The sequence below is a fragment of the Actinocorallia sp. A-T 12471 genome, from assembly GCF_033875155.1.
In the GTDB taxonomy this organism is placed as follows: domain Bacteria; phylum Actinomycetota; class Actinomycetes; order Streptosporangiales; family Streptosporangiaceae; genus Actinocorallia.
On sequence record NZ_JAWZTE010000011.1, the window covers coordinates 157,368 to 176,997 of the forward strand.

The window sequence follows — 19,630 nt, forward strand, 5'->3', positions numbered from 1 at the left end:
AAGGTGAGTTCTGTCTCCGGCCTGGTCATCGTGGACAAGCCCGCCGGGTGGACGTCGCACGACGTCGTCGCCCGGATGCGCCGGCTGGCGGGCACCCGCCGCGTCGGCCACGCCGGGACGCTCGACCCGATGGCGACCGGCGTGCTGGTCGTCGGGGTCGAGAAGGCCACCCGGCTGCTCGGCCATCTGGCCCTGACCAGCAAGACCTACGACGGCACGATCCGGCTCGGGCAGACGACGAACACCGACGACGCCGAGGGCGAGCCGACCGGGACGACCCCGGCCGGACACGTCGCCGACGCCGAGATCGCGGTGGGGATCAAGGCGCTGACCGGGCTGATCCAGCAGGTGCCGCCGCAGGTCAGCGCGATCAAGGTCAACGGGGAGCGCGCCTACAAGCGGGCAAGGCAGGGCGAGGACGTCGAGTTGAAGGCGCGTCCGGTGACGATCCACGCCTTCGAGATCGCCGAGATCCGCCGTACCGGGGACTTCGTTGACGTCGACGTCACGGTGACTTGTTCGTCGGGGACCTACATCCGGGCGCTGGCCCGCGACCTTGGGGCCGCCCTGGGCGTCGGAGGGCATCTGACGGCCCTGCGCCGCACTGCCGTGGGTCCGTACACGATCGACCAGGCGCGCACGCTTGAGCAGCTCGCCGAGGAGTGCGTCATCCTGCCGATAGCCGAGGCGGTCTCCGCGGCGTTCCCGCGCAGGGACGTCACCGAGGAGGAGGCGGCCCTGGTGCGGCACGGGGGCAGGCTCCCGGCGCTCGGCCTGGGCGACGGTCCCATCGGCGTCTTCGCGCCCGACGGGACCCTGCTGTCGCTGGTGGAGGAGAAGGGCGGCAAGGCCAAGCCCCTCGCGGTCTTCGCGGCCGAGTGACCCGCCCGGAGTGACCGCCCGGAGTGACCCCCTGGAGTGACCGCCCGGAGTGACCAAGGTCCCTGCCCGGGCGGCCGGATGCGGCTTCCGACCAAACCTACGATGGCGTAACCTACGGGTACGTAGCTTAGACGGCGCGGGCCGCCTTCGCCGTCAACCTTGTGGGAGGTCACCCGAGCATGGTCGCCACGTTGGAGCGCATGGTCCCGCCGCCGCTCAAGCCACGGTTGCGCGGCTGGCTCCATCTCGGCGCGTTCCCCGCCGCGGTGCTCGGCGGGCTCGTCCTCGTCACGTTCGGCCCCACGCTGCAGTCGCGGATCGGCGCGGCGATCTACGCGGCGACCTCATGCCTGCTGTTCGGCATCTCCGCGACCTACCACCGCAACCAGTTCGGGCCGCGCGGCGAGGCCGCGATGCGCCGCTTCGACCACGCCAACATCTTCCTGATCATCGCCGGGACGTACACGCCGTTCGCGCTGCTCGCGCTGGAGGGCACGACCCGGATCGTGATCCTCGCCGGGGTGTGGACCGGCGCGATCGCCGGCGTGATCTTCCGCACGTGCTGGCTCGGCGCGCCGCGCTGGCTGTCCACCGCCGCCTACATCGCGCTCGGCTGGTTCGCGGTCATCGCCCTGCCCGACTTCCTGAGCGGGGCGGGGATCGTCGCGGGCGTCCTCATCGTCGCGGGCGGGGCCCTGTACAGTGCCGGAGGCGTCGTCTACGCGCTGAAGCGGCCCGACCCGTCGCCCCGCTGGTTCGGCTTCCACGAGGTCTTCCACGCGTTCACCATCGCCGCCTACACCTGCCACTACGTGGGGGTATCCCTGGTCGTCTACCGGGCCTAGGGTCCCGCGCCGGGCCCCGGCGGTCGGTAGAGTCTCGGGACGGGGGGTGCGGGTTACTCGCCTTCAGACCCCCCATGGCAGGCTTGTCCGGTGTACGGGATCGACGGACTGAGGGAGCGAGCAGGTGCGGCGCTGGTACGGCCTTGACGAGGTCCCCCAAGACTGGGGCAGATCGGTCGTCACCATCGGAGTTTTCGACGGCGTCCACCGGGGACACCAGACCGTCGTCGGACGGGCCGCGCGGCTCGCCGCCGACCTCGGCCTGCCCAGCGTGGTGATCACCTTCGACCCGCACCCCGACGAGGTGGTGCGCCCCGGCAGCCACCCGCCGCTGCTGGCCTCCGGCGCGCGCAGGGCCGCGCTGCTCGGGGAGCTCGGCGCGGACGCGGTCATGGTCATCCCGTTCACCCTTGAGCTGTCCAGGATGGGCCCCGACGAGTTCGTCCAGTCCGTGCTGGTCGACCGGCTGCACGCGGCCCATGTGATCGTGGGCGAGGACTTCAGGTTCGGTCACCGGGCCAAGGGCGACGTCCCGCTGCTGCGGGAACTCGGTGAGAAATACGACTTCGAGGCGGAGGGCGTTCCTTTGCTTGCTGACGGGGACACGATCTCCTCCACCGCCATCCGGGCCGCGCTGGCCGACGGACGCGTCGAGGACGCGGCACACGAGCTGGGCCGCCCGCACCGGGTGGAGGGCGTCGTGGTGCGCGGCCACCAGCGGGGCCGCGGGCTCGGCTTCCCGACCGCCAACGTCGAGTCGGTGCCGCACACCGCGATCCCGGCCGACGGCGTCTACGCGGGCTTCCTGGTCTGCGACTCCGAGCGCTACCCCGACGCGCGCTGGCCCGCCGCCATCTCGATCGGGACGAACCCCACCTTCGAGGGCGTGGCCCGTACCGTCGAGGCATACGCCCTGGACCGTGACGACCTCGACCTTTACGGCGAGCACGTCGCGGTGGACTTCGTCTCCCGGATCAGGGGGATGCTGAAGTTCGACTCGATCGACGCGCTCATCGAGGAGATGAACCACGACGTCGCGGTGGCCCGCGAGGCGACCTCCCGCTGACGGTCATCCACCCCCGGATCGCCGTGATACGGTAAGTAGTCACCGGGACCGCGGTCCCGGCGCTGCCCGCTGCGCCCTCATAGCGGCGGGCCTCGGACAGAACGCACACTGCGGCCGTCCCGGGCTCCTGAAGCCGTCGGGAAGGGGCTGCGGGTGTCGAGCACATCTAAGGAGTCACGTGTCCCTGGACACCGCCGTCAAGAACCAGATCATCGCCGAGTATGCGACCAGTGAGGGTGACACCGGATCACCGGAGGTCCAGGTCGCGCTGCTGACCCGGCGGATCAACGACCTGACCGAGCACCTGAAGGCGCACAAGCACGACCACCACAGCCGCCGCGGGCTGCTGCTGCTGGTCGGCCGCCGCCGCCGGCTGCTCAAGTACCTGCAGAACAAGGACATCAGCCGCTACCGCGCGCTGATCGAGCGCCTCGGTCTGCGCCGCTAGCGCGAGGAAGGGAGTGACCCGCAAGCCGGGTCACTCCCTTCCTGCTAACCGGACCCGCTGACCGCGGGCCCGGCGAGCGCGAAGCACAAGTAAAGAACAAGCAAGCCCGCGAACGTTCTTCCGACGCATTCGAGGGCCGGTCCTCGGTAGTGGCCATCGGATCAAGGATCCGCGGGCTTCGATCGAAGACCGGCGGGGAATCTCGGGCGAGGAGACGTGGAGCGGGGAACGACGAAACCAGGAGGTTTCCCGTGTCAGATGCCGTCCGCATCGACGGAGCCCAGAGCTCCGAAGCCGTAATCGACAACGGCTCCTTCGGCGTCCGCAAGCTGCGCTTCGAGACCGGCCGTCTCGCGCGCCAGGCGGCCGGCGCCGCCGTCGTCTACCTCGACGACGACACCATGATCCTGTCCGCGACGACCGCCTCCAAGCGGCCGAAGGACAACCTCGACTTCTTCCCGCTGACGGTCGACGTCGAGGAGCGGATGTACGCGGCCGGGCGCATCCCCGGCTCGTTCTTCCGCCGCGAGGGCCGTCCGTCGGAGGACGCGATCCTCACCTGCCGGCTCATCGACCGGCCGCTGCGCCCGTCCTTCGTCAAGGGCCTGCGCAACGAGATCCAGGTCGTGGTGACGGTCATGTCGCTCGACCCCGACCACCTGTACGACGTCGCCGCGATCAACGCCGCGTCGATGTCCACCCAGCTCGCGGGCCTGCCGTTCTCCGGCCCGATCGGCGGCGTGCGCGTCGCGCTGATCGACGGCCAGTGGGTGGCGTTCCCGACCCACTCCGAGCTCGAGCGCGCGACCTTCGACATGGTCGTCGCCGGGCGCACCCTCGCCGACGGCGACGTCGCGATCATGATGGTCGAGGCGGAGTCCACGCTGGCGACCCTGAACCTGGTGAACGACGGCGCGGTCGGCCCGACCGAGGAGACCGTCGCGCAGGGCCTCGAGGCGGCCAAGCCGTTCATCAAGGAACTGTGCCGGGCCCAGGTCGAACTCGCCGCCGTCGCCGCCAAGGAGACCGCCGAGTACCCCGTCTTCCTCGACTACGAAGAGGACGCGCTTGAGGCCGTCACCGCCGAGGTGTCCGGCGACCTCGCCGCCGCGCTGACCATCGCGGGCAAACAGGAGCGCGAGGAGCGCCTCGCGGAGATCCAGGCCACCGCCGTGGAGAAGCTCGCCGAGCGCTTCGAGGGCCGCGAGAAGGAGATCCCCGCGGCGATCCGCTCGCTCACCAAGAAGCTCATCCGCGAGCGCATCATCAGCGACGGCGTGCGCATCGACGGCCGCGGCGTCAAGGACATCCGGCAGCTGTCGGCCGAGGCGCACGTGATCCCGCGCGTGCACGGCTCGGCCCTGTTCGAGCGCGGCGAGACCCAGATCCTGGGCGTCACCACGCTGAACATGCTCCGGATGGAGCAGACGATCGACACGCTCAACCCCGAGCGCACCAAGCGTTACATGCACAACTACAACTTCCCGCCGTACTCGGTCGGCGAGACCGGCCGCGTGGGCTCGCCCAAGCGCCGCGAGATCGGCCACGGCGCGCTCGCCGAGCGCGCGCTGCTGCCGGTGCTGCCGACCCGCGAGGAGTTCCCCTACGCGATCCGCCAGGTGTCGGAGGCGCTGGGCTCCAACGGCTCCACCTCGATGGGCTCGGTCTGCGCGTCCACGATGTCGCTGCTGGACGCGGGCGTGCCGCTGAAGGCCCCGGTCGCGGGCATCGCGATGGGCCTGATCCACGAGGGCGGCGAGTACGTCACCCTGACCGACATCCTCGGCGCCGAAGACGCGTTCGGCGACATGGACTTCAAGGTCGCCGGCACCAAGGAGCTCATCACCGCGCTCCAGCTCGACACCAAGCTCGACGGCATCCCCGCCGAGGTGCTGGCCGCCGCGCTGCGCCAGGCGCGCGGCGCTCGCCTGGCGATCCTGGACGTCATGCAGGACGCCATCGAGGGCACCGCCGAGATGAGCGAGTACGCGCCGCGCATCATCACGATCAAGGTCCCGGTGGACAAGATCGGCGAGGTCATCGGCCCGAAGGGCAAGATGATCAACTCGATCCAGGCCGACACCGGCGCGGAGATCACGATCGAGGACGACGGCACGATCTACGTCGGCGCGACCAACGGCCCGTCGGCCGAGGCGGCGCGGCAGGCGATCAACTCGATCGCCAACCCGCACATGCCGGAGATCGGCGAGCGCTACCTGGGCACCGTGGTCAAGACCACGACCTTCGGCGCGTTCGTCTCGCTGATGCCGGGCAAGGACGGCCTGCTGCACGTCTCGCAGCTGCGCAAGCTGCACGGCGGCGTCCGGATCGAGAACGTCGACGACTTCATCAAGGTCGGCGAGAAGATCCAGGTCGAGGTCACCGAGATCGACCCGCGCGGCAAGCTGTCGCTGGTCCCGGTCGAGGTCATCGAGAAGGAGGCCGCCTCGGGCGGCTCCGGCGACGCCCCGGCCGAGCAGGCCGCGTCCGGTGAGGGCGCAGCCGACGGCGAGGGCGGCTCGCGTCCGCCGCGCCGCACCCGTACCCGCCGTCCCGCCTCCGACCGGGGCGACCGGGGCGACCGGGACCGCAACTCCTGATCACCCCCCAGGCACCATCGCCAACGCGCGTGTCGACCGGCCGGTTCCGCCCCTCGGCGGACCGGTCGGTTCGCGCTTGGCCCCCCGGCCGCCGTCGCGGCCACCGCAACCGGCGACCGGAAAGAGAAATCAGTTGAGCATCCCAGCCGTGGAGCAGGAATCCGGCAGCACAGTCGTCCTCCACCCGGGCGCGGACGGGGTCGGCGTCGTCCGGCGGACCGTGCTGCCCGGCGGCCTGCGGGTCGTCACCGAGACCATGCCGACGGTCAGGTCGGTGGCGTTCGGGATCTGGGCGGGCATCGGCTCGCGCGACGAGGACCTCGCCGACGCGGGCGCGACCCACTACCTGGAACACCTGCTGTTCAAGGGCACCGAGCGCCGCACCGCGCTGGAGATCTCCGCGACGATGGACGCGGTCGGCGGCGACCTCAACGCGTTCACCGCCAAGGAGTACACCTGCTACTACGCGCGGGTCCTCGACGAGGACCTGCCGCTCGCGGTGGACGTCGTGTCGGACATGCTGACCTCCTCGCTGATCGAGGAGGCCGATGTGGAGGCCGAGCGCGGCGTCATCCTCGAAGAGATCTCGATGCGCGACGACGACCCGTCGGACCTCATCCACGACGAGTTCTCCATCGCGCTGTACGGGGACGCGCCGCTGGGCCGTCCGATCCTCGGCACCGTCGAGACGATCAACGCGCTCCAGCGCGACGGCATAGCGCGCTACTACCACTCGCACTACAACGCGCCCAACCTCGTGGTGGCGGTCGCGGGCAACGTCGACCACGCCAAGGTGGTCGCGCTCGTGGAGAAGGCGTTCGCGGGCCGGCTCAGCGGCGCGGACCTGCCGACGCCCGCGCGGATCGGCGGCGAGCCGACCCCGACGCTCGGCGGCGGGACCCGGCTGATCGTTGACGACACCGAGCAGGCCCACCTTGTGCTGGGCGTTCCTGCGCTGGCCCGCACCGACGAGCGGCGCTTCGCGCTCGGTGTGCTGAACGCGGCGTTCGGCGGCGGGATGTCCTCGCGGATCTTCCAGGAGGTCAGGGAGAAGCGCGGCCTCGCCTACTCGGTCTACAGCTACACCTCGCAGCACGCCGACACCGGCTCGTTCGGCCTGTACGCGGGCTGCCAGCCGGGCAAGGTGGACGAGGTGCTGAAGATCTGCCAGGAGGAGTTCGCCAAGGCGGCCTCGGGCGGTCTGACGGCCGAGGAGCTCGCGCGCGGCAAGGGCCAGCTGCGCGGCTCGACCGTGCTCGGCCTTGAGGACACCGGGTCGCGGATGAGCCGGATCGGCAAGGCGGAGCTGGTCTACGACAGGCTGATGCCGGTGGACGAGGTGCTGTCGCGGATCGACGGCGTCACCCTCGACGAGGTCAACGCGCTGGCGTCCGAGCTGCTCGAGCAGCGGCCGACGCTGACGGTGATCGGCCCGTTCGAGGGCAGGGAGTTCCCCGTCTGACGGGGTGTGGCGGGAGCCGGGTCGGCGCGTTGACCCGGTTCCCGCCTCTGGTAAGTGTGCACTTTTTGAGAGATTTGTTCAAGGCTCGGAGGGTTCCATGATCAAGGTCGGGGTGCTTGGCGGACGCGGCAGGATGGGCGCCGAGGTCGTCCGTGCGGTCGAGGGCGCGGCGGACATGGAGCTCGTCGCCGTCGTTGACCAGGGCGACTCCCTCGACGCGCTGAAGGGCGCGGAGGCCGTCGTGGACTTCACGCACCCCGGCGTCGTCATGGACAACCTCGAGTACCTGATCGCGAACGGTGTCCACGCCGTCGTCGGGACCAGCGGGTTCGACCCCGAGCGGGTCGAGCAGGTGCGGCGCTGGCAGGCCGACAAGCCCGGCGCGAAGGTGCTCATCGCGCCGAACTTCGGCGTCGGCGCGGTGCTGATGATGGACTTCGCGCGCCGGGCCGCGCCGTTCTTCGAGTCCGTCGAGGTCGTGGAGCTGCACCACCCGAACAAGGCCGACGCGCCAAGCGGCACCGCCTACCGGACCGCCGAGCTCATCGCCGAGGCGCGCCGCGAGGCGGGCTGCGCCCCGATGCCGGATGCGACCACCGCCGAGATCGACGGGGCGCGCGGCGCGAGCGTCGAAGACGTGCGCATCCACTCCGTGCGCCTGGCCGGGCTCGTCGCGCACCAGGAGGTGCTGCTGGGCGGGCACGGCGAGATCTTCACGCTGCGGCACGACTCGATGAACCGCGAGTCGTTCATGCCCGGCGTGCTGCTGGGCGTCCGCAAGGTCGCGGGACTGCCTGACGCGCTCACCATCGGCCTCGAACCGCTGCTCGGCCTGTGAGCGTCATGGAGTTCGTCGGGGAGCCCTGGGACTTCCTGGGGGCCTCGGAGGCCGTCGACTTCGAGCATCCGGCGATCCAGGAGCTGTCGTCGCGGTTCCCGGACGGTGACCTCGCCTACGCGCACGCGGCGTTCGACCACGTGCGGGACGAGATCACGCACTCCGGCGACGCCGACGACCCCAGGGTGCCGTGGCGCGCCTCGGACGTGCTGGAACAGGGGACCGGGCTGTGTTACGCCAAGGACCACCTGTATGTGGCGCTGCTGCGGCTCGCGGGCATCCCTTCGGGGTTTGGCTACCAGCGGCTTTCAGACGATGAGGGCGGGTTCGTCCTGCACGGGTTCGTCGTCGTCCAGCTGGAAGACCGGTGGATCAGGCTTGATCCGCGCGGGGACCGGCCCGGGCTGCGGACATGGTTCTCGGCCGAGGAGGACATCCTCGCCTACCGGCCCGACCCTTCGGCGGGGGAGACGACCTACGCGCAGGTGTTCGCGCAGCCGCACCCGTCGGTGCTGAGCGCGCTGCGCGACGCCGAGGACCGCGCCACCCTGTGCGCGGGAAGGCTGCCCTCGAGCCTCGACTAGGGGGCCTGAAAGCCGTACTTGTGGAACAGGCCCCCGGCCTCCGCGCCCGCGAGCCACTCCACGAACGCCGTCGCCTCCGGGAGGTGCTTGGAGTCCTTGACGGCGGCCACCGGGAACTGCGCCTTGACGTTGAAGGCCGCGGGGATCGCGACGCTGCTCGCCGCCGCGCCCGCGGTCTTCATGTCGGTGAGGTAGACGAGGCCCGCGTCGGCGCGGCCGGAGCGCACGAGGTCGAGGACGTCGCGCGAGTCGACCTCCTCCGAGCGCTGCTCGACCGGGACGCCCGCCTTGGTGAGGACGTCCTGGGAGTAGCGGCCGAGCGGGCCGACCGACGCGCCGAGCACGACGCGCAGCTTCTTGCGGGTGAGCGAGCGGACGCCGGTGAGGCCGAGGGGGTTGCCGGGCGCGACCGCGATCGTCAGGGAGTCGGCGGCCACCAGGTAGGGGGTGGCGAGGTCGGCGCGGACCGGGTCGAGCGCGCTGACGTCGCCCGCCGCGACGACGTCGGCGCGGTCGATCTCGTCCTCGAGTTCCTGCGCGCCGCGGAAGTCGAGCCGGAACCTGACATGCGGGGCGTTCTGGTGGTAGACGGCGGTGAGGTCGCGCAGCACCTCGGTCATCGAGGAGCCCGCGAGGACGCGCAGCGTCACCGGGCCGCCGGAACCGGCGGCGCACCCGGTGGACGCGAGCAGCACGAGGGCGATCACCAGGGCACGCATGGGGAAGACCATAACGGGAGGAAGCACGCCCCGCGTCCCAGATACCCGTAACCCAGGTTTCTGTCGGTGGCGGTGGCTAGGGTCGGCACATGGACTTGATCGAGCAGCTTCCGGAGGACTGGCGCGACGCCATGGACCTCGATCCCCTCGCCACCGCGGCGCTGGGCTCCTTCGTCGAGGCCGAGTACACCGCGGGCACGGTCTACCCGCCGAGGGAAGACCTGCTGAACGCGTTCCGGCACACCTGCCTTGCCGACGCGCGCGTGCTCATCCTCGGCCAGGACCCCTACCACGGGCCCGGCCAGGCGCACGGGCTGAGCTTCAGCGTCCGCGAGGGCGTCAAGCTGCCGCCTTCGCTGCGCAACATCTACAAGGAGCTGAACGCCGACCTCGGCGTCGCCCCGGCCGCGAGCGGCGACCTCACCCGGTGGGCCGAGCAGGGCGTGCTGATGCTCAACGCGGTGCTCACCGTGCGCGCGGGCGAGGCGGGCTCGCACGCGAAAAAGGGCTGGGAGGAGTTCACCGACGCGGCGATCCGCGCGCTGAACGCCAAGGAAGAGCGTGTGGTGTTCGTGCTGTGGGGCGCGTACGCGCGCAAGAAGGCGGCGCTGGTGACGAACCCGCAGCATGTGGTGCACGAGTCGGCGCATCCGAGCCCACTGAGCGCGCGCACCTTCTTCGGCACGCAGCCGTTCAGCAAGGTCAACAAGGCGCTCGCGGACTCCGGGCAGCCGGAGATCACCTGGTGAGCGCGCCTACGGCGGTGGTCGCGCCGTCGTCGAGGCCGTAGACGAGGTCGGCGCCGGTGAGGGAGAGCGTCACCGGTGCCGCGCCCGCGCAGCCCTGGCCCGTCCCGCTCTCGATGACGAGCAGCTGCACGCCGTCGGCCTTGGTGAGGGTGAGGTCGCGGGTGCAGCCGCGCGCCTCGCTCGTGCCGATCCGCTCGCCGAGCGCGCCGCCGGTAAGCGTGACGGTCACCGGGTACTCGGCTTTCTTGTCGCCGGTGCGGACGACCTCGCCGCGCCAGGTGCCGAGGAAGGCGTCGGGGACCGCGAGGAGGCTTGCGGACTGCGGTGCTGGCGCATCGCCGTTGGCGTCGCCGCCGTCGGTCAGCGCCCACAGGAGCACCGCGAGCAGGGGGAGCACGAGCAGGCCGGCGATCACGCCCGCGACCATGCCGGTGCGCAGGCCCACCCGGGCCGCGCCCTCGGCGGGGAACGCGCCGGGGTCGGTCGGCTCCTCGGCGCTCGCTTCGTCGGCGGGGTCCTGCGGGCCGGTGAGGTCGCCCGCGCCGGTGGTCCAGCGTGACGGCGACATCGTCGGCGTGGGCGGCGTCGCGGGGGAGTCGGCCTCGCGCACCGGCCCTTCGGGCGACACCGCGACGAACGGCGACCCGTCCGCCCCCCGCGCGGCAGCGGCCCCCTGCCGCACCCCACGCGGCGAAGGCACAACAGGCACCACCCCACCCACCCCCACACCTTCACCCACCCCTGGCACCACCTCGTCGTGCAGCACACCTCCGCGCAGCCCTGGCACTGCCGCGTCGGCCCGCGCGCCTTCACGGAGCCCTGGTAGCGCCTCGTCGGGCGGCGCGCCTTCGCGCAGGACTGGTAGCGCCTCGTCGGGCGGCGCGCCTTCGCGCAGGACTGGTAGCGCCTCGTCGGGCGGCGCGCCTTCGCGCAGGACTGGTAGCGCCTCGTCGGGCGGCGCGCCTTCGCGCAGGACTCGCGCTGCCGCGTCGGCCCGCGCTCCTTCGCGTAGCCCTGGCAGCGCCTCGTCGGCCCGTGCGCGATCGCGCAGGGCCTCGTCGGGCGGCGCGCCTTCGCGGAGCGCTGGCACTGCCTCGCCCGCCTGCGCGGCTTCGCGCAACCCCGGTAGCGCCGCATCGGGCAGCGCGCCTTCGCGGAGTGCTGGCAGCGCCTCGTCGGCCCGTGCGCGTTCGCGCAGGGCCTCGTCGGGCGGCGCGCCTTCAGGTAGGGCCTCGTCGGGCAGCGCGTTTTCGCGTAGGGCCTTGTTGGGGTGTGGGCCTTCGCGGAGTGGGGTGTTCGGTAGGGACGGGGCTGGTGGGGTGTCGTCTGGTGGTGGCCAGCCGGGTACGGAGCCGTCGGGGAGTACGTGGAGAGGGGCGGCGGTGTTGGGGAGCGAGCGGAGAGGGGTGGGGGCGGCGGGCGGGGGCGCGTCGGTGGGGTAGGTCGGGGTGGCTTCGATGGAGGGGAGGGTGTTTTCGTGGAGGTGGCCGACGGCTTCGAAGCCGGGGTCGGTCGTGCCGGTGAAGGCGGTCAGGACCTCGCCGATCGTGGGGCGGCGGGACGGGTCCTTGGTGAGGGCGCGGGAGACGAGGGGGAGCAGGGCGGGGTCGAGGCCGTCGAGCCGGGGCGGGTCGTGGGAGATGCGGTAAAGGATCTCCGGCATGGTCCCGCCCTCGAAGGGGCCGCGTCCGGTGCCCGCGAAGGCGATCACACAGGCCCAGGAGAAGACGTCGGAGGCCGCGGAGGGCTCGTCTCCTTTGATGATCTCGGGGGCCATGTAAGAGGGCGTGCCGATGAGCTGGCCCGCGCGGGTCAGTCCCGCGCCGGAGTCAAGCGCGCGCGCTATTCCGAAGTCGATGACGCGCGGGCCGAAAGCCGACAGCAGGACGTTCGACGGCTTCAGGTCGCGGTGGACCAGGCCCGCGTCGTGAATCGCGGCCAACGCCGTCGCGGTCCCCACGGCGAGCGCCTCAAGGTCCGCGCCCCGCAGCACCCCGCCCCGGACGACGGCCTCCTCAAGGGTCGGCCCCGCCACGTGCTCGGTGACGATGTAGAACGGCTCGTCCTCCACCGAGGCGTCGAGCACGGGCGCGGTGCAGAACCGCCGCACGAGCCGGGCCGCCTCGACCTCGCGCCGGAACCGCGCGCGGAACTGCGGATCGCCCGCCGCCCCCGCGTTGATGACCTTGACGGCCACGGCACGCCCGTCGTCGGCGGCCCCGAGGAACACCGTGCCCATCCCCCCGGCCCCGAGCCGTCCGGTCAGCCGGTACGGTCCGACGGCCACCGGATCATCCGGTCGGAGGGAAGCGGTCATGACCGGACCTTTACCCCAACAACCCCCAACGAAGCAGCCCGTCCACGGACACCCACCCATTGTGACTGACGCCACACGGCAATGCGGGCCCGTCGTCAGCGGGTCAGTCGGTGGACGAGGTCCGCCCAGCCGGAGGCGAGCCGTTCCTCGAAGCCCTCGTCGTCGCGCCCGTCGCATTCCGGCGCGGCGTAGAGCAGCACGGGCACGTCGAGCGCCGCGTTGAGCTGCATCGCGAGGATGTCGAGGTCGGCCGCGACCCCCGCCTGGTGCAGCAGCGTCCCGATGTGCAACCGGGTCATGGTGGTCGGCGGGCCGAAGGGGACGGGGGTGCGCCCGTCGAACGCGGCGCGGGCGATCTCCCGGTTCTCGCGCAGGAAGCCGAGGCGCGCCCTGCCGAACGCGACGAGCCGGTCGAGCGGCTCAGCGCCGGGGCCGAGCGGCGGGGGACCGGACAGCACGCGCTCCTGGAAGGCGCGCTCACCGTCGTCGAGCAGGGCCATGAAGATGCCGGGGCGCGTCTTGAACCGCCGGAACACCGTCCCCCTGCCCAGGCCCGACCGTTCCGCGAGGGCGTCCATGGTGATCTTGTCCGCGCCGACCTCGGCGAGCATCTCCCGTGCGGTCGCGATCAGCACGGCCCGGTTGCGCGCGGCGTCGGCCCGCTCAGTGGTCACGCGTACTTCCTCTCCGGCGCAGGCGTCGCACCGAGCATAACCGGGGTGGCGTACCACATACTAAGCGGGGTAAGGTCCGTTTACTTACCGCATCCCCGGGTGAACCAGCAGAAAAAGAGGACAAGACAGTGGACATCGCTGTGTGGATCGTCACAGGAATCGTCGCGCTCATTCTCGGCGGGGCAGGGGCGAGCAAGCTCGTCCAGACGAAGGAGAAGATCCTCGAGAACCCCAAGATGGGCTGGGCGAACGACTTCAGCCAGCCCGCGATCAGGCTCATCGGCCTCGCCGAGGTCGCCGGCGCGCTCGGGCTCGTGCTGCCGTGGGCGTTCGACGTGCTGCCGGTGCTGACGCCCATCGCCGGATACTGCCTCGCCGCGCTGATGGTCGGCGCGGCGGTCGTGCACATCCGGCGCAAGGAGTACGACGGTCTCCCCGTCGTCTTCCTGCTGGTCGCCGCGCCGCTGTTCGTCGCCGTCGCGCGGACCGTCGCGCTCTGACACCGCTTGAGCGGCCTTCCGGCGTCCTGGGAGGGACGCCGGAAGGGGTGGCTCAGGCTTCGATGACGACCGGGACGATCATGGGACGGCGGCGGTAGGACTCGCTGACCCATTTGCCGACCGTGCGGCGCATCTTCTGGCGGAGCTGGTGGACGTCGGCGATGCCGTCGGCGGCGGCCTCGGCGATGGCCGCGTCGATGCGGTCGAGGACCTCCTGGAAGTCCTGGTCGCCGATGCCCGCGCCGCGCGCGTGGATCTCCGGACCGGCGATGACCTTGCCGGTGGAGGAGTCGATCACCACGACGACCGAGACGAAGCCCTCCTCACCGAGGATGCGGCGGTCCTTCAGGGACGTCTCGGTGATCTCGCCGACGCTTGAGCCGTCGACGTAGACGTAACCGGCCGGGACCGCGCCGACGATCTTGGCATGGCCCTCGACGAGGTCGACCACGACGCCGTCCTCGGCGATGACGATGTTCTCGTCCGGCACGCCCGTCAGCGACGCCAGCTTGGCGTGGGCGCGCAGGTGCCGCCACTCGCCGTGCACCGGCATGAAGTTCGACGGCTTGGTCAGGTTGAGCAGGAACAGCAGCTCGCCCGCCGAGGAGTGCCCGGAGACGTGGACCAGGGCGTTGCCCTTGTGCACGACCCGCGCGCCCCACCGGGTGAGGCCGTTGATCACCCGGTTGACCGAGTTCTCGTTGCCGGGGATCAGCGACGACGCCAGCATCACGGTGTCGCGCTCGGTGATCCGGATCTGGTGGTGGTCGCGGTTGGCCATCCGCGACAGCGCGGACATCGGCTCACCCTGCGAACCCGTGCAGACCAGGACGATCTTCTCCGGCGGCAGCTCATCGAGCGCCTTGGGGTCCACCAGCAGGTGCTCGGGGACCTCCAGGTAGCCCAGCTCGCGCGCCACGCCCATGTTGCGGACCATCGAGCGGCCCACGAAGGCGACCTTGCGCCCGGCCTTCACCGCGGCGTTCAGCACCTGCTGGACGCGGTGTACGTGCGAGGCGAAGCACGCGACGATGATCCGCTCCTGCGCGGTGCGGAACACGTTGTCGATCGCGCCGGAGATGTCGCGCTCGCTGGTGACGAAGCCGGGGACCTCGGCGTTGGTCGAGTCCGACATCAGCAGGTCGATGCCCTCCGAGCCGAGGCGCGCGAACGTGCCGAGGTCGGTGAGCCGCCCGTCGAGGGGGAGCTGGTCCATCTTGAAGTCGCCGGTGTGCACCACGAGCCCCGCGGGGGTGCGGATGCCGACCGCCATCGCGTCCGGGATCGAGTGGTTGACCGCGAGGAACTCACAGTCGAACGGTCCGAACGCGCGGCGCTCGCCGTCGGCGACGACCTGGAGCACCGGCTTGATCCGGTGCTCGGACAGCTTGGCCTCCACCAGCGCCAGCGTGAGGCGGGAGCCGATCAGGGGAAGATCGGGCCGCTCGCGCAGCAGGTAGGGGACCGCGCCGATGTGGTCCTCGTGGCCGTGCGTCAGGACGACGGCCTCGATCAGGTCGAGCCGATCGCGGATGTAGTCGAAGTCGGGCAGGATCAGGTCGACGCCCGGCTGCTCCTCCTCGGGGAAGAGCACGCCGCAGTCGACGATCAGCAGGCGTCCGTCGTACTCGAAGACGGCCATGTTGCGGCCGATCTCCCCGAGCCCGCCCAGCGCGACGATGCGCAGGGCTCCCCGCGCCAGCGCGGGCGGCGGTCCCAGTTCGGGATGCGGATGGCTCATACGGCGCCCTCGAAACAGGTAAAACTCACTCAGCGGCCTCCACTTTGATACCCCCTGTGATCAAGTCCTCGCGTAGCTGCGCCGTGAACTCCGGCGTCGCGTCCACCAGCGGGGCGCGCACCACTCCGCTGGGAAGTCCCTGCAGGGCCAGCGCGGCCTTGACCGCGATGACGCCCTGTGTCCTCGTCATGATCGCGGTGACGACGGGGAGCAGCCGGCGGTGGATCGCCAGCGCCCCGGTGACGTCACCGGACCGGTAGAGCTCAATCATCTCATGCAGTTCGGTGCCCGCCACGTGCCCCACGACGCTGACGAACCCGACGGCCCCCTGGGACAGCCAGGCGAGGTTCAGGTTGTCGTCGCCCGAGTAGTAGGCGAGGTCGGTGACCGCCATCACCTGGGACGAGGCGAAGAGGTCGGCCTTGGCGTCCTTGACGGCCACGATGCGCGGGTGCTCGGCCAGCCGGATCAGGGTCTGGCTCTCGATGGGCACGCCCGCCCTGCCCGGGATGTCATAGAGCATCACGGGGAGGCCGGTGGAGTCAGCGATCGCCGTCATATGACGGTAGATACCCTCCTGCGGCGGCTTGTTGTAGTACGGACATACGGTGAGCAGTCCGTCGGCCCCCGCCCGCTCGGCGACCTTCGCCAGGTGGATGCTGTGCCGGGTGTCGTTGCTGCCGGCCCCGAACACGATGGTCGCCCGGTCGCCGACGGCCTCCACGACCGCGCGCAGGACGCGCTCTTTCTCGGCGTCGTCGGTGGTGGGGGACTCACCTGTGGTGCCGTTGATCACCAGGCCGTCGTGGCGGCGCTCGTCGACGAGGCGGACGGCGAGCTCGGCCGCGCCGGCCTCGTCCACGGAGCCGTCGGCGCGCATGGGGGTGATCATCGCGGTGAGCATCCGGCCGAACGGGGCGTCGGGTGTTGTGCTGGGTGCCATGCACCGAACCGTACCCCCGCGCGGCACCGTCAGGTGAGCCGGAGCCGTCCGGCCTGGGGAAAACGGCCCCCGCCCCGCCCGCGAGGGGCGGAAAAACGAGAGACGCCGCTTCGATCCACGCTCGGGGGTACGCGGATCAAAGCGGCGTCTATCCCGCTATCGCGTGCCTTCCGCGCCGTGTTACCTGAATCTCCCGGATCTTCGGTCACAGCTCGGAAACGGTGTCACGCGAGTGACGTGTGCAGCCTGACCATCTCGATGGGGCGGCCGAGGGCGAGGGTGCGGGTGGCGCCGTCGGGGGCCCATCCTGAGGGTTCGAGGAAGGCGCGCAGCGCGGCGTCCTCGGCGAAGACCCAGGTGACGGCGGTGGTGAAGGAAAGCTCCCTGAGCTGGTCGGCCACGGCCGCGAGCAGACGGCTGCCGTGGCCCTCGCGGGCCCGGGTGGGGTCGACGGCGAGGGTGACGACCTCGGCGGCGTCGGCGTCCTGGTCGGGGTCCTCGGCCGGGGCGAACGCGGCGAAGCCGACCACGACCCCGTCGGCGACGGCGGCGAGCACCCGGTGCCGGGGGGAGGGCGGCGCGGTCACCGCCTCGGCCCAGCGCGCGCGCCACGGCTCGGCCGACGCCGTCATCTCCGCGAGCGGCTCGGGGGGCATGAAGCCCCGGTAGGCGGCCTGCCACGCACTCACCTGGATCTCGGCCACCGCCGCGGTGTCACCGAGCCTCGCGTCCCTGACGCCGACGTCCGTCATGGGCGGCCACGCTACCGGCTCGCGCGCAGGGCCGCGGAAAGCCGTCGGACGCCTTCGACAAGGGCGTCGGTGTCGGCTGCGGCGCTGTAGCTGAGGCGCAGGTACGGGGCCGGGGGTTCGGCGGGGAAGTACGGCCTGCCGGGGGCGATGGCGACGCCGTGGGCGCGAGCCGTCTCGGTGAGGGCGGCGTCGTCAAGGCCCTCCGGGAGACGGCCCCACAGGTAGAGCCCGCCCGACGGCAGCGAGGGAAGCTGGATCTCCGGGACGTGCTCGGCCAGCGCGGCCGCCAGGACGTCGCGCCGCCGCCTCAGCTCCGCCGAGACCGCCCGAAGGTGCCTGGGCCACGACGGGGACGAGACGAACTCCAGAGCGGTCTCCTGGAGGGGTCTGGCGGGAAAGAACGACTCGACGAGCTGCGCGGCCCTGATCCGCTCGGCGACGGGCCCGCGCGCGACGATCCCGGAGATCCGCAGGGACGGCGCGGTCGCCTTGGTCAGCGACGCGATGTGCACGACGGTCCCCGCCGCGTCGCCGGCCACCAGGGGGGCCGGGGCCGCGCCCATGGACAGGTGCCTTGCGAAGTCGTCCTCGATGACGAAGGCTCCGGCTTGCCTGGCGGCCTTCAGCACCCCCGCCCTGCGGTCGGGAGGCAGGACCGAGCCTGTGGGGTTGTGGAAGGTCGGCTGGCAGACGAAAGCGCGCGCCCCCGTACGGGCGAAGGCTTCGGCGAGGAGATCGGGACGGACCCCGTCGCCGTCCACGGGCACCGGGACCGGGGTGAGGCCCGCCGCGCGGGCCGCCGCGATCAGGCCGGGGTAGGTGGGCGACTCCACGAGGACGGGCCCTCCGGGCGCTACGACGGCGCGTAGGGCGAGCCAGAGGGAGGACTGGCCGCCGCCGGAGACAAGGACGTCCTCGGGGGTGCAGCCGGTGAGCCCGGCGAACCAGGCGCGCAGCTCGGGCAGCCCCTCGGGCGGCGGCGCGCCCCACGCCTGGGGACGGCGTGCGGCCCGCGCGCTCGCGGCGGCCAGCGCGCGGGTGGGCCGCAGCCCTTCGGGCAGATAGCCGCCGACGAGCGGGACGATCCCGTCGGGGACAGGGATGAGGCCGAGCGCGACGCCCTCGGGGTCGACCCTGCGCTCGCCGAGCGCGGTGTTCTGCCAGCTGCGGTCGGCCTCCCCGGAGGCCGCCGCGCGCCGCTCGGCGACGAACGTGCCGCTGCCGGGCCTGGTCACCACGACGCCCTCGGCGACGAGCAGGGCGAGCGCGCGGGAGACCGTCACCGGGCTGACGCGGTAGCGCTCGGTGAGGGTACGGCTCGACGGCATCCGGGTTCCGGCACGAAGGCCAGTGGCTTCCGCCCGCAGCCTGGTGGCGAGGGAAGCGACACTGCTATCGTTGTTCATGAGAGATAACGATAGCGCTACTGCCCCCGACCCGATAGCGCTCCTCCTTGCCTTCGGAGGGGTGCTCGCGTTCTCGCTCACGCTCCCGAGCACGGTCCTCGCCCTCGAAGGGCTCGATCCGTACCTGATCGGGATAGGGCGTGCCGCGTTCGTCGCCGTCCCGGCCGGGATCGCGCTGCTGTGCGCCAGGGCCCCGCTGCCCAGGGAGCCGCGCGGGATCGTCCTCACCGGACTCGGGATCATCCTCGGCTTCCCGGTGCTGTCGACGCTGGCGCTCGACCTCGGTGCCTCCGCCTCGCACGGGGCGGTGATCGTCGGGCTGCTCCCGGCCGCGACCGCCATAGCTGCCGTGCTGTTCGCGGGGGAGAAGCCGTCTCCGGCCTTCTGGCGGGCCGCGCTCACCGGCACCGCGTGCGTGACCGTCTTCACCCTGTGGGAGGGCGGCGGCACCTTCACCGTCGCCGACCTGTTCCTGCTCGGCGCGCTCGTCCTCGGCGCGGTCGGATACGCAGAAGGCGCGCGGCTGTCGCGCTCACGTCCCGCATGGCAGGTCGTGTGCTGGGCGCTCGTCCTCTTCACGCCCTTGACGGTCCCCGTCACCGGGTTTCTCCTTGCGACCACCGAGCCGCACTGGACCCCGCGCGCGCTGGGCGGCTTCGCGTACGTGTCGCTGTTCTCGATGTTCCTTGGGTTCTTCGCCTGGTACGCGGGCCTGGCCAGGGCGGGCATCGCGAAGGCGGGCCAGGTCCAGCTGCTCCAGCCGCTGCTCACCATCGGCTGGGCCGCGCTGCTGCTCGGCGACCCCTTCGACCCGCTGACGCTCGTCGCCGCCCTCGCCGTCCTGGGGTGCGTCGCGTGGACCCAGCGCGCTTCCCGAGGGGGCGTTACGCGGCCGTCAACAGCGCGCGTCCGCCCGCCGGATGCCGCGCGCGTGGAGGGCTACCGGAGGCCCCTCGTCTGACGCCCCGGGCACGCCGCCCGACCAGCGTCCCCGGCCTCCTCCGACGCACCGGGAGGGGGCCGTTCGGGACGTCCGGGAGGCGGGAATAGGCTTGGGCCCGTTCTGCCACCACGGGATCTGTCCGCCAGATCCGTCACCACAAG

Annotated in this window: 18 protein-coding genes; 11 read left to right on the forward strand and 7 right to left on the reverse strand. The window is 71.7% G+C overall.

The window, feature by feature from the left end; all coding sequences use genetic code 11:
• Nucleotides 1–3 precede the first annotated feature (3 nt).
• The 8 genes from truB to R9X44_RS26820 all read left to right on the forward strand — a co-directional run bounded on the left by truB (nt 4) and on the right by R9X44_RS26820 (nt 8,725).
• Complete coding sequence (gene truB, locus R9X44_RS26785) at nt 4–882, forward strand: tRNA pseudouridine(55) synthase TruB (protein ID WP_319817057.1); 879 nt, start codon at nt 4–6, stop codon at nt 880–882.
• A 179-nt stretch (nt 883–1,061) separates the two neighbouring features.
• Nucleotides 1,062–1,727, forward strand: coding sequence for a PAQR family membrane homeostasis protein TrhA (trhA, locus tag R9X44_RS26790; protein ID WP_319817058.1), 666 nt, complete (start codon nt 1,062–1,064; stop codon nt 1,725–1,727).
• Nucleotides 1,728–1,851: 124 nt separating this feature from the next.
• Nucleotides 1,852–2,793 carry a bifunctional riboflavin kinase/FAD synthetase gene (locus tag R9X44_RS26795; protein WP_319817059.1) on the forward strand — a complete coding sequence of 314 codons (942 nt, stop codon included), beginning with the start codon at nt 1,852–1,854 and terminating at the stop codon, nt 2,791–2,793.
• A 178-nt stretch (nt 2,794–2,971) separates the two neighbouring features.
• Complete coding sequence (gene rpsO, locus R9X44_RS26800) at nt 2,972–3,241, forward strand: 30S ribosomal protein S15 (RefSeq protein WP_319817060.1); 270 nt, start codon at nt 2,972–2,974, stop codon at nt 3,239–3,241.
• Between the two features lie 269 nt (nt 3,242–3,510).
• A complete protein-coding gene (locus R9X44_RS26805; RefSeq protein ID WP_319817184.1) occupies nt 3,511–5,841 on the forward strand; it encodes a polyribonucleotide nucleotidyltransferase in 2,331 nt (776 codons plus the stop codon).
• 133 nt (nt 5,842–5,974) lie between these two features.
• Nucleotides 5,975–7,303, forward strand: coding sequence for a pitrilysin family protein (locus R9X44_RS26810; RefSeq protein WP_319817061.1), 1,329 nt, complete (start codon nt 5,975–5,977; stop codon nt 7,301–7,303).
• 97 nt (nt 7,304–7,400) lie between these two features.
• Entirely contained in the window at nt 7,401–8,141 is a 741-nt protein-coding gene (dapB, locus tag R9X44_RS26815) for a 4-hydroxy-tetrahydrodipicolinate reductase (RefSeq protein ID WP_319817062.1), read from the forward strand.
• A gap of 5 nt (nt 8,142–8,146) precedes the next feature.
• Nucleotides 8,147–8,725 (forward strand): transglutaminase family protein, encoded by a 579-nt coding sequence (locus tag R9X44_RS26820; RefSeq protein ID WP_319817063.1) that lies wholly within the window; start codon nt 8,147–8,149, stop codon nt 8,723–8,725.
• Here the strand turns inward: R9X44_RS26820 and modA are convergent.
• Nucleotides 8,722–9,444 carry a molybdate ABC transporter substrate-binding protein gene (gene modA, locus R9X44_RS26825; protein ID WP_319817064.1) on the reverse strand — a complete coding sequence of 241 codons (723 nt, stop codon included), beginning with the start codon at nt 9,442–9,444 and terminating at the stop codon, nt 8,722–8,724. The genes R9X44_RS26820 and modA overlap by 4 nt on opposite strands.
• 89 nt (nt 9,445–9,533) lie before the next feature.
• Between modA and R9X44_RS26830 the strand changes: the two genes are divergently transcribed.
• Entirely contained in the window at nt 9,534–10,193 is a 660-nt protein-coding gene (locus R9X44_RS26830) for a uracil-DNA glycosylase (protein ID WP_319817065.1), read from the forward strand.
• Here the strand turns inward: R9X44_RS26830 and R9X44_RS26835 are convergent.
• Nucleotides 10,183–12,510: a serine/threonine-protein kinase gene (locus tag R9X44_RS26835; protein ID WP_319817066.1), complete on the reverse strand. Its 2,328-nt coding sequence runs from the start codon at nt 12,508–12,510 to the stop codon at nt 10,183–10,185. The genes R9X44_RS26830 and R9X44_RS26835 overlap by 11 nt on opposite strands.
• A gap of 95 nt (nt 12,511–12,605) precedes the next feature.
• Complete coding sequence (locus R9X44_RS26840; RefSeq protein ID WP_319817067.1) at nt 12,606–13,184, reverse strand: TetR/AcrR family transcriptional regulator; 579 nt, start codon at nt 13,182–13,184, stop codon at nt 12,606–12,608.
• 128 nt (nt 13,185–13,312) lie between these two features.
• On the opposite strand from R9X44_RS26840, the gene R9X44_RS26845 reads away from it, so the two are divergent.
• Nucleotides 13,313–13,684 carry a DoxX family protein gene (locus tag R9X44_RS26845; RefSeq protein WP_319817068.1) on the forward strand — a complete coding sequence of 124 codons (372 nt, stop codon included), beginning with the start codon at nt 13,313–13,315 and terminating at the stop codon, nt 13,682–13,684.
• Nucleotides 13,685–13,736: 52 nt separating this feature from the next.
• On the opposite strand, the gene R9X44_RS26850 is transcribed toward R9X44_RS26845, so the two are convergent.
• From R9X44_RS26850 to R9X44_RS26865, 4 genes are all read right to left on the reverse strand, one after another.
• Entirely contained in the window at nt 13,737–15,425 is a 1,689-nt protein-coding gene (locus R9X44_RS26850; protein ID WP_319817069.1) for a ribonuclease J, read from the reverse strand.
• Between the two features lie 25 nt (nt 15,426–15,450).
• On the reverse strand, nt 15,451–16,368 hold the full coding sequence (dapA, locus tag R9X44_RS26855; protein ID WP_319817070.1) for a 4-hydroxy-tetrahydrodipicolinate synthase: 918 nt from the start codon (nt 16,366–16,368) through the stop codon (nt 15,451–15,453).
• A gap of 224 nt (nt 16,369–16,592) precedes the next feature.
• Nucleotides 16,593–17,120, reverse strand: a complete 528-nt coding sequence (locus tag R9X44_RS26860) for a GNAT family N-acetyltransferase (protein WP_319817071.1) — start codon at nt 17,118–17,120, stop codon at nt 16,593–16,595.
• An 11-nt stretch (nt 17,121–17,131) separates the two neighbouring features.
• Nucleotides 17,132–18,526 carry a PLP-dependent aminotransferase family protein gene (locus tag R9X44_RS26865; protein WP_319817072.1) on the reverse strand — a complete coding sequence of 465 codons (1,395 nt, stop codon included), beginning with the start codon at nt 18,524–18,526 and terminating at the stop codon, nt 17,132–17,134.
• Here R9X44_RS26865 and R9X44_RS26870 point away from each other — a divergent pair.
• Nucleotides 18,525–19,487 (forward strand): DMT family transporter, encoded by a 963-nt coding sequence (locus R9X44_RS26870; protein WP_319817073.1) that lies wholly within the window; start codon nt 18,525–18,527, stop codon nt 19,485–19,487. The genes R9X44_RS26865 and R9X44_RS26870 overlap by 2 nt on opposite strands.
• Nucleotides 19,488–19,630: the final 143 nt, after the last annotated feature.